This is a genomic window from Corallococcus sp. AB045, from assembly GCF_003668895.1.
GTDB classification, from domain to species: Bacteria; Myxococcota; Myxococcia; order Myxococcales; family Myxococcaceae; genus Corallococcus; species Corallococcus coralloides.
On the sequence record NZ_RAWN01000016.1, the window covers coordinates 23,308 to 36,349 of the forward strand.

Here is a 13,042-nt window from a genome sequence, read left to right on the forward strand (position 1 = left end):
TCTTTCCCCCACGCAGTGCCCGTTCCCCATTCACAGGAGACGCCATGAAGGTCGACAACATCCTGCAGACCATTGGCAACACGCCGCACGTGCGCATCAACCGGCTGTACCCGTCGCGCGTGACGGTGCACCTGAAGCTGGAGCGCGCCAACCCGGGCGGCAGCATCAAGGACCGCATCGGCCTGGCGATGATTGAAGACGCGGAGAAGAAGGGCCTCCTCAAGGAAGGCAGCGTCATCATCGAGCCGACGAGCGGCAACACCGGCATCGGCCTGGCCATGGTCGCCGCGGTGAAGGGCTACAAGCTCATCCTGGTGATGCCGGAGTCCATGAGCATCGAGCGCCGCCGCGTGCTGGCCGCCTACGGCGCCCAGTTCGACCTGACGGAGCGCGCCAAGGGCATGAAGGGCGCCATCGCCCGCGCCCAGGAGCTCGTCTCGCAGACGCCCAACGCGTGGATGCCGCAGCAGTTCGAGAACGAGTCCAACATCGAGGTCCACAAGCGCACCACCGCGCAGGAGATCCTCAACGACTTCCCCGAAGGGCTGGACTACCTCATCACGGGCGTGGGCACCGGCGGCCACATCACCGCGTGCGGTGAGGTGCTCAAGGCGAAGTGGCCCAAGCTGAAGGTGCTCGCGGTGGAGCCGGTGAAGTCCCCCGTCATCAGCGGCGGCCAGCCGGGCCCGCACCCCATCCAGGGCCTCGGCGCGGGCTTCATCCCGAAGAACCTGCACACGGACATCCTCGACGGCACCATCCAGGTGGATGAGAAGGACGCCTACGAGTTCACCCGCCGCGCCGCGCGCGAGGAGGGCATCTTCGTGGGCGTGTCCTCCGGCGCCGCGCTGTCCGCGGTGAACCAGAAGCTGGCGGAGATGCCGGACGGCAGCCGCGTGCTCGCCTTCTGCTACGACACCGGCGAGCGCTACCTCTCCGTGGAGAACCTCTTCCCGGCGCAGTAGCCGTCATCGTGTACCCCGGTCCGGGTGGGACGCCTCACCCGGGCCGGTACGCGCGCACCAGCTCCACCAGCCGGTCCATCTCCTCGTTCGTGTTGTAGAAGTGCGGCGACAGGCGGATGCGCCCGCGCCGGACGGAGTGGGACACCGTCTTCTCCGCCAGATACGCGCTGAGCGCCCGGACGTCCGCGCCAGGCGGCAGGAAGGTGAGGATGCCCGCGCGGTCCTTCGGTTCGGGGCCCACGTCGCAGCCCAGGCCGCGCAGGCCTGTGTCCAGTCGGGCCAGCAGCTCGCCAATGCGCGCGCCGATGGCGTCCGTCCCCACCTCCAGCAGCAATTCCAAGGCGGCGCCCATCGCGTAGATGCCGGGGTACGCGGCGCTGCCCTCCTCGAACTTCGCCGCGTCCGGGCGCAATTCGAAGTGCGAGCGGTTGAAGTTCCACGCGTCGGTGGTGCTGCGCCAGCCCACCAGCGCGGGGCGCACGCGCGGCAGCACGTCCTTCGCCACGTACAGGAAGCCGATGCCGGAGATGCCCAGCATCCACTTGTGGCTGTCCGCGCTGAGGAAGTGCACGCGGCTCTTCTTCACGTCCACCGGGATGCAGCCCACGCTCTGGATGCCGTCCACGCACAAGAGCACGCCCGAGCGCTCACACAATGCGCCCAGCGCATCCAGGTCCGTGCGGTGGCCGGTCGCGAACTGCACCGACGACACCGCAACCAGCCGCGTGCGCGGAGTGAGCACGGACGCCACCGCCTCCGGCGTCACGCCGCCATTCGGCGTGGGAATCTCCCGGACCTCCACGCCCCGGCCCTTGAGGTGCAGCCAAGGGTAGACGTTGGAGGGATACTCGAGGCTCGTGGCAACGGCGACCTCGTCTCCGGGTTGCCAGTCCAGCCCTTCGGCCACCAGCCCCAGGCCGTGGCTGGTGTTGCGAACGAAGGCGATTTCCTCCGGAGCGGCACCGATGATGCGCGCGGCGAGTCCTCGCACCTTCTCGCTCTGGGCCTCCCAGCCGCGCTCATGGAGGACGCCGTGATTCACCACGTCGTCCATCCAGGCCTTCACCGCGGCGGCGGCACGCGTGCTGGTGGGCGCGACCCCGGCGTGGTTGAGGTAGAGCTGTTCCTTCAGGACGGGGAACTCGGCGCGGTAGGACTCGAACGGGGCACTCATGGGTGGCGAGTGTAGCCACCCCTCCACCGCCCACGACACGCTCCGTAAGCCCCGTCGACTACAGGACGACCAGCAGGCCCAGCGACGCCGTGGGGTACACCGTGCGCAGGCCCAGGTTGCTGTTGCCCACCTGGAGCTCTCGCACATCCGTGAAGGTGAAGCCCGGGCCCGCCCGAGCCGACAGGCCCACGCGCCCGGAGCCCGGCCGCCACATCACGCCCAGCGTCGGCTCCAGGAAGGCCGTCGTCGTGTAGTCCTTGCGGTCCGGCATCGCCGCGCCGTCCGGGCGCGCGACGAACTCCTCCAGGCCCAGCGTCATCCCCACGAACGGGCGCACCGTGCCGTCCGCCAGGAAGGCCAGCGTGTAGCGGCTGTCCACGCCCACGCCGAAGTTGAGCTTCACGTCGGCGCCGCCCACATGGGTGAAGCGCGCCTTCGCGCCCAGCGACCGGTTCCACCCGCCCGCGCGCCCCAGCAGGCCGAACGCCAGCCGCGAGTCCCTCGACGGCGCGACCTCCGCCCGGATGCCGTACAGCGAGCCGTCCAGCGCGGGCGGCTGCAGCTCCAGCAGGAACGCGCCACGCCGCTGCTGCTCCTGCCCCGTGGACGAGGACGCCATGTCCTGGGCCATCGCCGGCACCGACACCAACGCCGCACCCACCGCCACCGCCTTCACCCACTGCATCGACCGCCTGGACTCGACTCGCATGGCCCGTCTCCTTCGATTTAGCCGGACGACTAACTTAGTCACACGACTAACTAAGACTGGCAACGCGGGATGTCAAGCCGACGAGCGGTCGCCGGCCTTGCGGGGGTGGGAGGCGGTGCCCTATGGGTCTGGGATGCCATCCCCCCGCCGTGGCAAGACGCCGCCTCCCCCCACTGCTCCGGAGCCTGACGCCCGGGCGCGCCTCATCGCCGCCGGACAGCGTGTGTTGGGGGAGCGCGGCTACGACGCCGCCACGGTGAAGGAGGTGGCGCGCGAGGCCGGGGTGAACCAGGGCCTGGTGCACTACTACTTCGGCAGCAAGGACGCGCTGCTGCTGGCCGTCACCCAGGAGGCGAGCCGGCAGTACCTGTCGGAGCTGGAGCGGCTGCGCGCGCAGACCCCGGCGGAGGAGCTGGCGCAGACGGCCTTCGCCTGGGGCGAGAAGCTGGCCACGGACGCGCCGGGCACGTGCCGGTTGCGTTACGAGCTGTTCGCGCTGGGCCTGCGCAACCGGGAGCTGACGCCCGCCGTCGCGCAGCTCCTGGGCCAGGGCGACGAGGAGATCGCCCGCACCGTGGCGCACGTGCGCACGGGCTACGACTCGGCGCCCACCGCCGAGGACCTGCACTACGCGGTCATCATCAAGGCGTGCGTGGACGGGCTCGCGCTGCACCACCAGCTGGACAAGAGCTTCGACCCGCTGCCCGTGTACGCGCTGCTGCGGCGGATCATGCTCGCGAGCATCGAGCAGCCCGCCCCGCCCCGCGCGCCCGCGCGCAAGCCGAAGGCCCAGGGCCGGCGTGGGACGCGCTCACTCCGTACGCCGCGCAAGGCGCCGGGCCCGCGCCGCCGCTGAAGGCAGCGGCCAGGCCAGCGCCAGCCCCAGAACAGACATTCAACATTCAGTGGCATCGCCAACCCGGCGGGGCGCAGGATGCCCCGCATGGACTTCCAGCCTTCCGCCAGGACGACCGAATACCTGGAGCGCGTGAAGCGCTTCATGGCTGACCACATCGAGCCGGTGGAGGCCGAGTACCTCCAGGCCCTGCACGCGATGGAGGCCGGCGGAGATTGGCGCCAGTGGAAGGTGCCGCCGGTGATGGTGGAGCTCAAGGCCCGCGCGAAGGCGGAAGGGCTGTGGAACCTCTTCCTCCCGGACGCGAAGCTGGGCGCGGGCCTGAGCACGCTGGAGTACGCGCCGCTCGCGGAGCAGATGGGCCGCAGCTTCATGGCCCCCGAGGTCTTCAACTGCAGCGCCCCGGACACCGGCAACATGGAGGTGCTCTGGCGCTACGGCTCCCCGGAGCAGCAGGAGCAGTGGTTGAAGCCGCTGCTCGCGGGCGACATCCGCTCGGTGTTCTGCATGACGGAGCCGGACGCGGCGTCGTCGGACGCCACCAACATGCAGGCCACCGCCGAAGTGGACGGCGACCACGTGGTCCTCAACGGCAAGAAGTGGTGGTCCAGTGGCCTGGGCCACCCCAACGCGAAGGTGGCCATCTTCATGGGCCGCACGTCGCAGGCGGGCGCGGACCGCCACCATCAGCACTCCATGGTCCTGGTGCCCATGGACGCGCCGGGTGTGGAGATCATCCGCATGCTGCCCGTGTACGGCGACCATGACGCCCCGCACGGCCACGGCGAGGTGCACTTCAAGAATGTGCGGCTGCCGGTGTCCGCGCTCATCTCCGGGCCGGGCATGGGCTTTGAAATCGCGCAGGGCCGTCTGGGCCCGGGCCGCATCCACCACTGCATGCGCTGCATCGGCGCGGCGGAGCGGGCGCTGGAGCTGATGATCGACCGGGGCATGGGCCGCACCGCGTTCGGCAAGCCGCTCATCAACCTGGGCGGCAACCGCGAGCGCGTGGCGGAGGCGCGCATCGCCATCGATCAGGCGCGCCTGCTCACGCTGTACGCGGCGTGGAAGCTGGACGACGTGGGCGCGCTGGGCGCGATGACGGAGATTTCGGCCATCAAGGTCGTGGCGCCCAACGTGCTCCAGAAGGTGGTGGACGACGCCATCCAGGTGCACGGCGGCGCGGGTGTGTCGCGCGACACGCCGCTGGCGGGCTTCTTCGCCCAGGCACGCAGCCTGCGCATCGCGGACGGCCCGGACGAAGTGCACAAGGGCGTCATCACCCGCATCGAGCTCGCGAAGCGCGGCTTCAGCAAGGGAGGTTGAACATGACGGCTCCGGTCTCCATCCTCCTGGACGAGGGCAAGGCCGTGCGCTCCGGCGAGGCGCTGGACGTGCCCGCGGTGGACGCGTGGCTGAAGGCCCAGGTGCCCTCGCTCCAGGGCACGCCGGAGGTGACGCAGTACACGGGCGGCGCCTCCAACTGGACCTACCGGCTCAAGTACGAGAACCGCGACCTCATCCTGCGCAGGCCGCCCTCGGGCACCAAGGCGAAGTCCGCGCACGACATGTCGCGCGAGTACACGGTGCAGCAGGCGCTCAAGCCCGTGTATCCGGTGGTGCCCACCATGGTGGGTCTGTGCCAGGACCCGGCCGTGCTGGGCGCGGAGTTCTACGTGATGGAGCGCATCCCCGGCCTCATCCCGCGCAAGCACCTGCCCAAGGGGCTGGACCTGGACAAGGCCCGCACGCGCCAGCTGTGCCTCAACGTGGTGGATCAGCTCATCGCGCTGCACGGCGTGGACGCGCAGGCGGTGGGGCTCCAGTCGCTGGGCAAGGGGCCGGGCTATCCGCAGCGGCAGATCTCCGGCTGGTCCGACCGCTACGAGAAGGCGCTCACCTGGAACGTGCCCCGGATGGAGCGCACGCGCGAGTGGCTGGCCGCGCACGTCCCACCGGACATCAAGACGTGCGTCATCCACAACGACTGGCGCTTCGACAACGTGGTGCTCAAGCCGGAGGACCCCACGCAGGTCATCGGGGTGCTGGACTGGGAGATGGCCACGCTGGGCGACCCGCTGATGGACCTGGGCAACACGCTGGCCTACTGGGTCCAGGCGGATGACGACGCCTTCCTGCGCATGACACGAAGGCAGCCCACGGACCTGCCCGGCATGCTCACGCGCGAGGAGGTGGTGGCGTACTACCTGGAGCGCACCGGCCTGAAGCCCGCCAACTGGACCTTCTACGAGGTCTACGGCGTGTTCCGGCTCGCGGTCATCGCGCAGCAGATCTACTACCGCTACCACCACAAGCAGACGCGCAACCCGGCGTTCAAGAACTACTGGCTCATCGTCAACTACCTGGCCTACCGCTGCCGGCAGCTCATCAAGAAGGCGGGGGGCTGAGATGGGCGCGCTCTACTTCATCCGTCACGGACAGGCGTCCTTCGGCGCGAAGGACTACGACAAGCTGTCGGACGTGGGCGTGCAGCAGGCGCGCGTCCTGGGCGGAGCGCTGCGCACGCGGCTGCCGAAGGTGGACGTAGTGGTGACAGGCACCATGCTGCGCCACCGGGAGACGGCGGACGCGTGCCTCCAGGCGCTGGGCCAGCAGGTGGAGCCCGTGAGGACGGTAGGGTTCAACGAGTTCGACCACGAGGAGGTCGTGCACCGGCACACGCCGCGCTACGCGGACTTCGCCGTGCTGCGTGAAGAGCTGGCCGCGATGAAGGACCCTCGCCGCGCGTACCAGGACCTGTTCGCCCAGGCCGTGGGGCGCTGGGTCGCGGGCGGGCACGACAGCGAGTACAAAGAGTCCTGGAGCGCGTTCAAGGCGCGATGCCTGGAGGCGCTGGCGGCGCTCGTGGCTTCGCTGGGGCCCTCCAGGACGGCGCTGGTGTTCACTTCCGGCGGCCCCATCACGGCCATCAGCCAGGACCTGCTGGGCATCCCGGACGAGCACGCGTTCCGGACGAACTGGACGCTGGCGAACTGTGGAGTCACGAAGGTCATCTACAGCGAGCGGGGCCGGTATCTGTCCACCCTCAACGAGCACGGACACTTCGAGGGCGAACACCGCGCGCTCATCACCTACCGCTGAGGTGGGGGGCTCGCGTAGCGTGAGCCCATGACGCGGTGCCTGCTCAACATCGACCTGGGGGAGCTGCCCGGGGAGGACAAACAGCTCTACGCGCTCGCGCACCTGGCGAACATCGCCTGCGGAGGCCACGCGGGGGATGCGGCGTCCATGCGGCGGGCGCTGGAGCTGTGCGAACGCCACGGCACGCTGGCGGGCGCGCATCCGTCCTACGCGGACCGGGAGAACTTCGGGCGCAAGGCGCTGGACGTGGCGCCAGAGGTGCTGCGAGCGCAGGTGGCGGAACAGTGCGGACAGCTGGCCACGCTGGCCCGCGAGCGCGGCGTGCCGGTGCGGCATGCGAAGCCCCATGGAGCGCTGTACCACGCGGCCAACAAGTCCCCGGAGCTGGCGCGCGCGGTGGTGGACGGCGTGGTGGAGGCGCTGGGCACGGACGTCACGATCGTGGGGCCCGGCACCGGCGCGCTGAGGGACGCGGCGCGGGCGGCGGGGCTCGGGTATGCGCGCGAGGGCTTCGCGGACCGGGGCACGTTGCCGGACGGTTCATTGATTCCGCGCGGCCAGCCCGGCGCGGTGCTGACGGACGTGGGGCAGGCGCGCGAGAACACGGTGCGGCTGGCCACGGGAGGCACGGTGGACACGCTTTGCGTGCACGGCGACACGCCGGGCGCGGTGGTGCTGGCCCGCGAGGTGCGCGCGATGCTGGACGCGCTGGAGCAGCCGCCGGAGCCACTGGGGGACAGCGCGCTGCGGCTTGTGCTGCCGGAGTCGGTGGACCGGGGCCTGGCGCGCGAAGCCCTGTCCGCGCTGCCGGGCGTGCGCGACGCGGTCATTACCGAGTCCCACGCCTGCGTGTACTTCGACCCGGAGACACCGCCCGAGTCCCCGGCGCTCGTGCTGACGCGGCTGCGCGTGGCACCGGTCACGCACGTGGAGCATCCGCTCATCCGCATCCGCGTGCGCTACGACGGCGAGGACCTGGCGAAGGTGGCCGGGCACGCGGGCCTGTCGGTGGAGGAAGTGGTGCGGCGGCACACGGCACGCGAGTACAGGGTGCGCTGCGTGGGCTTCCTGCCGGGCTTCGCGTACCTGGGGGACGTGGATCCGAGCATCGCGTGTCCCCGGCTGCCGGTGCCGCGCACGCGGGTGCCAGCGCTCGCGGTGGGCATCGCCGGGACGCGCACGGGCGTGTATCCGTTCGCGTCGCCAGGAGGCTGGAACCTGGTGGGCACCGCGCTGGACTTCACCGCCTTCGACCCCAAGCGCGGCACGGAGCTCCAACTGGGAGCCCGCGTGCGCTTCGAGCGGGTGGAGACATGACGGCGGTCCGCCCGACCCGGCCTCCAACCTGTCCGACTGTCGGACAGGTTTCCGCTGCCCGGCTGGAAAGGGGCCTCCTCATCCACGGCAGGTGCCGAGGCGGAGGCGCGGGCTTCGAAACTTGTCCGACTGTCGGACAGGTTCGTGCGGTGTGCCGCCGCCAGGGAGCCATCAACGCCTCTCGCCTTCTCATCCACAGGGACAGGGCCTTGGCATGACCGCGCGGAGTGAAGAAGCATGAGCGCCTGTATCGAGATCGTCGGCCTGGGCGCCCCCGCTACCGTGCAGGACGGTGGACGGCCCGGCGTCATGCATCACGGCGTGCCGCCCGGCGGCGCGTGGGTGCCGGAGCTGCTCGTCGCGGCGAACCGCGCGGTGGGCAACGCTCCTGGCGCCGCGGCGCTGGAGGCCTTCGGCCGGCTGGAGCTGCGCGCCCAGGGCCGCGACGTGCGCGTGTCCGTGGATGGCGAAGCCCCCAGCGTCCTCGCGGACGGCGCCACGCTCACCGTGCCCGCGCCCACCCGGCATGCCGTGCGCTACGTGGCCGTGGACGGCGCGCTCGCCGTGCCTGAAGTCCTCGGAGGCCAGGGCACGCTGTGGGTGGCCCGCATGGGCGGCTGGGAAGGCCGTCCCCTGCGCACCGGCGACCGGCTCCCGCTGGGACCTTCCGCCACGCCGCTTGCCACTCCTTCCGCAGCCGACCTGACACGTCTCACGGAAGCCCTGGACCCCGCCGCCCCGCTGCGCGTGCTCCTGGGCCCGGATGCCTCCCGATTCAGCGACGCGGCCATGGCGCTCCTCCTGGGCAGCACCTTCACCGTGTCGCCCTCCAGCGACCGCGTGGGCCAGCGGATGGACGGACCTCCCGTGCAGCATGGAGACGAGGGCGGGGGCACCTGCCGTCCCATGGTGCGCGGCGCCATCCAGGTCACCCTCTCCGGCACGCCCATCGTGATGGGCCCGGACCACCCCACCACCGGGGGCTACCCCCTCATCGCCGCGGTCATCCGCGCGGACTGGGGCCGCCTGGGGGCCCGCCGTCCGGGCGCCCCGGTGCGCTTCCAGGCCGTGACCCTGGAGGTCGCTCGCGACGCCTGGAGGACCCACCCCGCCCGGCCCACCAGGGCAACTTCGGACCCGGCCCGGCCGATACTGGAGGCATGACTCCTCCGAAGATTGGCCCGCGCCCCACCACCACGCCCCGCCCGCCGGAGCCGGCCCTCCCGCCGCGCCCCCGCAACGAGGTGAAGCCCGGCGCCAACCAGGGCGCGTCCCTCTTCGAGTCGTCCAAGGCCAAGAAGGCCCCGGTGGCCCTGTCCACCCCCGCCGCGGCCCCCCAGCAGGGCGGCCCGCGCCCCACGCCGGGCAGCTACCCCACCGCCGCGGACGTGGCGAACATCGCCGCGATGCAGGACCCCGTCGCGCGCAACCTGGCCATCACCCAGGGCTACCACGACCTGTCCGACGCCATGGGCACGCTCCTGGGCAAGGAGAACGCCAACTGGTCCACCTTCGCCACCTGGGCCTCGAAGCAGGCCGGCGTGAGCATCCGCCAGGAGGACATGCCCAAGGCCTTCGTGGACGTCCTCAAGGGCGGCGGCGCCATGGGCGAGGCCATGTCCAAGGTGGACGACCTGCTGCGCAAGCTGGGCCTGCCCGCCATGCCCACCGGCGACATCGCCAAGGCCGGCGCGGACGCGCTCAACACCGTCAGCAAGGCCATTGGCGACGGCAACCAGTTCGTCTTCCGCGAGGTGGGCCACGAGTTCGCCCGCTTCGTGGAGACCTTCCAGGGTGACACCCAGCTGGACCCCGCGAAGCTCCAGCAGTACCTGGCCGGCTTCCCCTCGGACAAGCCGCTGCTCAAGGAGGCCTTCGGCACCTACGCGCAGGCCATGTTCGAGAAGGACCCGAACAAGAAGGCCGAGCTGATGCTCCGGGCCAACGACACCGTGGGCCTGCACGAGCAGACCCAGCTCCAGTCCTTCGTGGAGAAGGCGCTCAACGCCCCGGTGAAGGAGGTCTTCGCCAACATCCTCAAGAAGAGCATCGAGGCGGGCGCCAACGCCCTGCCCTTCCCCGCCAACCTCGCCGCCAAGGCCGCCATCAAGACGGGCGCGGTGGACCTCGTCGTCAACCCGCTGGTGGACAAGCTGGCCGGCGTGTTCCGGGGCATCGCCACCGAGCACATGATGAAGCTCGCGGTGCCCGGCGGCGCGCTGAAGCTGGGCAATGATCTGCCGCCCCCCGCCGGCATGGAGTCCACGCTCTTCCCGCCGCACCTGCGCACCATCGAGGACCCGAAGCTGAAGGAGCTGCTGGGCCGCCTGGACAAGACGCCCGACAGCCTCACCGGCACCGCCGCGAAGGACTGGAGCAAGCTGGACCAGCGGATGAACTACATCGTGGACCTCTTCCGCTCGCGCCAGTCGGATCCGCACCTCTTCGACCAGCCCTTCGGCAAGGAAGCCCACTATCCCGTGGCGCCCTCCAAGCCGCGCCCGGTCGCACCCGCGGTGTCGTAGGCCCCGCGCCCACCCATGGGGGAATGTCCGCCGCCGTGAATTCGCGGCGGCCCGCTGCGTCCATCAGGGCATCCGACGCACTTGATGGAGCCCCCCATGTCGAAGTGGCTGCTGGCAACGATGGCGCTGTCCCTCCCGGCCCTGGCTCACGCAGGCGGTCCCCGCGGCAACAACCACGGCGAGCAGACCCGTGACCGCCAGGAGCTGAGGCAGGACGCGCGCGAGACCCGGGATGACCATTACGACCTGCGGCAGGTGGAGTCGCTGCTCTCCCGGTACGACTCCGCCCGTGGCCGCGCGGCGCGCCGCGACCTGCTCCAGGTGGAAGAGGACGTGCGCCGCTACGTGGCGTCGGAGCTGAACGAGACCCGCCGCGAGCTGGCCCAGGACAAGCAGGAGGCACGCTCCAGCGCCCGCGAGGCGCGCTACGACGACAACCGCCGCGACGCCCGCCAGGACCACCGCGATGACGTGCGCGACGCCCGCCAGGAGTCCCGCGCCCTGCGGCAGACTCGCTCCATCTCCCAGGAGCTCAACAACCTCTACGGCCGGATGGACAGCGGCAGCCTCTCGCGCAAGCGCATGCTCATCGCCGACCTGGTCCAGCTCGCCCGCACCGAGACGGCGCAGAACCGTCAGGAGACGCGCGAGGACCGCCGTGAGGCCCGCGAGGACAGCCGCTGGCACTGACCTCGCATCACGCGTCCTCGGCGGCGGTGAAGCCCTCCAGCCGCTCGATGCCCAGCTTCTTCATCCGGCTCTGCAGCGTGGACGGCTTGAGCCCCAAGAGCGCCGCCGCGCCGCCTTCACCGTAGACGCGGCCCCGGGTGAGCGTGAGCACCCGCAGGATGTGCTCACGCTGCACCGCCGCCAGCGTGGGCACCTTCGCCCCCGCGGGCAGCGGCGCCGGGGTCTCCTCCACCGTCACCGGGCCCGACACCTCCCGCGCGCGCTCACCAGTCGGCAGGTCAAAGGACTGCGCCGTCAGCTCCTGCCCGCGCGTGAGGATGGTGGCGCGCTCCAGCGCGTTCGCCAGCTCGCGCAGGTTGCCCGGCCAGTCGTAGGACGCCAGCCGCGTCAGCCCTGACGCCGACACCCGCATGCCCCGCCGGCCCGTGCGCTTCGCCTGCTCCTCCAGGAGGAACACGGTGAGCTGCGGCAGGTCCTCGCGCCGCTCGCGCAGGGGCGGCAGCCTCAAGGGGAAGACGCTCAGACGGTAGAAGAGGTCCTCGCGGAAGCGCTTCTGCGCGATGGCCTGGTGCAGGTCCACGTGCGTCGCCGCGAGGATGCGCACGTCCGCCCGCACCGTCTTGTCGCTGCCCACCGGCTCGAACGCCTTCTCCTGGAGCGCGCGCAACAGCTTCGCCTGCAGCTCCACCGGCAGCTCGCCAATCTCATCCAGCAGCAGCGTGCCTCCGTGCGCCATCTGGAAGCGGCCCGCCCGGTCGCGGTTCGCGCCGGTGAAGGCCCCCTTCACGTGGCCGAACAGCTCGCTCTCCAGCAGGCCCGCGGGAATGGCCGCGCAGTTGAGCGACACGAAGGGCTGATCCGCCCGCGCGCTCCAGCGGTGGATGGCCCGCGCCAGCCGCTCCTTGCCCGTGCCCGTCTCTCCGGTAATCAGCACCGGCGTGTCCGTCTCCGCCACCTGCCGCGCGCGGCGGGACAGGTCGCGCATCACCGGACTCAAGGACGTCTCCAGGATGCCTTCGGAGTCCCCGCCCAGCTGCGACTCCAACAGCTTCGCGTGCTCGTGGTCCTGGCGGTGCAGCCGCTCCGCCGTCGCGCGCTGCTCCGCGCCCTGGAGTGCCGTGGCCAGCATCTGGCCGTAGACCTCCACCAGGTCCACCACCGGCTGCGCGTACGTCTCACACTGCACGCGGTCCAGCGTCAGCACGCCGTAGCAGCGCTCCCCCGCGCACAGCGGCACCACCATGCATGAGTGCCCCGCGGGCAGGTCCAGCACCCCGTCGAACGGGTCGCCGTCCCCGTGCGAGTGGTCCTCCTCCGTGAAGGCCCGCGCGCGCCGCGTCTCCAGCGCCTGCTTCAGGGACGGAAAGTCCGCCAGCTGCAGGGAATGCTTGCGCACCGCCTGGTTCGCGAGCGGGCCGCGCGCCGCCACCGCCTCCAGCCGTCCCTCCTTGAGGAGGAACAGCGTGGCCAGGTCGAAGGGCACCACGCGCGTGAGCCAGTCCAGCCCACGACGCAGCAGTTCGCCCACCCCTTCTTCGGTGGCGGCCAGCTCGACCAGTTCCCGAGCGTCCTGCGCGACTCCTGGCTGACGCCCCATCAGTTCATCCGACATGGACTGGCGATAATAGCGGACCACCGAAATTGCAGTGCGTCCGGCACCGGGATTTCGTTGCTCACCGGCGCTACAGCCCCGTTGGCCAGGCC

12 protein-coding genes are annotated in these 13,042 nt (G+C 71.0%); 9 read left to right on the forward strand and 3 right to left on the reverse strand.

Annotation, left to right across the window (positions count from 1 at the left end):
- Positions 1–44: 44 nt before the first annotated feature.
- A complete protein-coding gene (cysK, locus tag D7Y21_RS06155) occupies positions 45–965 on the forward strand; it encodes a cysteine synthase A (protein ID WP_120567348.1) in 921 nt (306 codons plus the stop codon).
- Between the two features lie 34 nt (positions 966–999).
- Here the strand turns inward: cysK and D7Y21_RS06160 are convergent, their stop codons facing one another.
- Together D7Y21_RS06160 and D7Y21_RS06165 are read right to left on the reverse strand one after the other, a co-directional pair.
- Positions 1,000–2,139, reverse strand: a complete 1,140-nt coding sequence (locus D7Y21_RS06160) for an aminotransferase class V-fold PLP-dependent enzyme (RefSeq protein WP_121711871.1) — start codon at positions 2,137–2,139, stop codon at positions 1,000–1,002.
- Between the two features lie 58 nt (positions 2,140–2,197).
- Entirely contained in the window at positions 2,198–2,848 is a 651-nt protein-coding gene (locus D7Y21_RS06165) for a hypothetical protein (protein ID WP_121711873.1), read from the reverse strand.
- Between the two features lie 133 nt (positions 2,849–2,981).
- Between D7Y21_RS06165 and D7Y21_RS06170 the strand changes: the two genes are divergently transcribed.
- The 8 genes from D7Y21_RS06170 (at position 2,982) to D7Y21_RS06205 (ending at position 11,338) form a co-directional block, all read left to right on the forward strand.
- Complete coding sequence (locus D7Y21_RS06170; protein ID WP_233611999.1) at positions 2,982–3,704, forward strand: TetR/AcrR family transcriptional regulator; 723 nt, start codon at positions 2,982–2,984, stop codon at positions 3,702–3,704.
- An 87-nt stretch (positions 3,705–3,791) separates the two neighbouring features.
- Positions 3,792–5,030 carry an acyl-CoA dehydrogenase family protein gene (locus tag D7Y21_RS06175; protein WP_121711877.1) on the forward strand — a complete coding sequence of 413 codons (1,239 nt, stop codon included), beginning with the start codon at positions 3,792–3,794 and terminating at the stop codon, positions 5,028–5,030.
- Positions 5,031–5,032: 2 nt separating this feature from the next.
- Positions 5,033–6,112, forward strand: coding sequence for a phosphotransferase family protein (locus tag D7Y21_RS06180; RefSeq protein ID WP_121711878.1), 1,080 nt, complete (start codon positions 5,033–5,035; stop codon positions 6,110–6,112).
- A 1-nt stretch (position 6,113) separates the two neighbouring features.
- Entirely contained in the window at positions 6,114–6,806 is a 693-nt protein-coding gene (locus D7Y21_RS06185; protein WP_121711880.1) for a histidine phosphatase family protein, read from the forward strand.
- A gap of 27 nt (positions 6,807–6,833) precedes the next feature.
- Entirely contained in the window at positions 6,834–8,123 is a 1,290-nt protein-coding gene (locus D7Y21_RS06190) for a LamB/YcsF family protein (RefSeq protein WP_121711882.1), read from the forward strand.
- A gap of 237 nt (positions 8,124–8,360) precedes the next feature.
- Positions 8,361–9,287, forward strand: a complete 927-nt coding sequence (locus D7Y21_RS06195) for a biotin-dependent carboxyltransferase family protein (RefSeq protein ID WP_121711884.1) — start codon at positions 8,361–8,363, stop codon at positions 9,285–9,287.
- Positions 9,284–10,648 (forward strand): hypothetical protein, encoded by a 1,365-nt coding sequence (locus D7Y21_RS06200; protein ID WP_121711885.1) that lies wholly within the window; start codon positions 9,284–9,286, stop codon positions 10,646–10,648. Before D7Y21_RS06195 ends, D7Y21_RS06200 begins: the two co-directional genes overlap by 4 nt.
- 96 nt (positions 10,649–10,744) lie before the next feature.
- On the forward strand, positions 10,745–11,338 hold the full coding sequence (locus D7Y21_RS06205) for a hypothetical protein (protein WP_121711887.1): 594 nt from the start codon (positions 10,745–10,747) through the stop codon (positions 11,336–11,338).
- Positions 11,339–11,345: 7 nt separating this feature from the next.
- Here D7Y21_RS06205 and D7Y21_RS06210 read toward each other — a convergent pair whose 3' ends face one another.
- Positions 11,346–12,935, reverse strand: a complete 1,590-nt coding sequence (locus tag D7Y21_RS06210) for a sigma 54-interacting transcriptional regulator (RefSeq protein ID WP_121711920.1) — start codon at positions 12,933–12,935, stop codon at positions 11,346–11,348.
- Positions 12,936–13,042 lie beyond the last annotated feature (107 nt).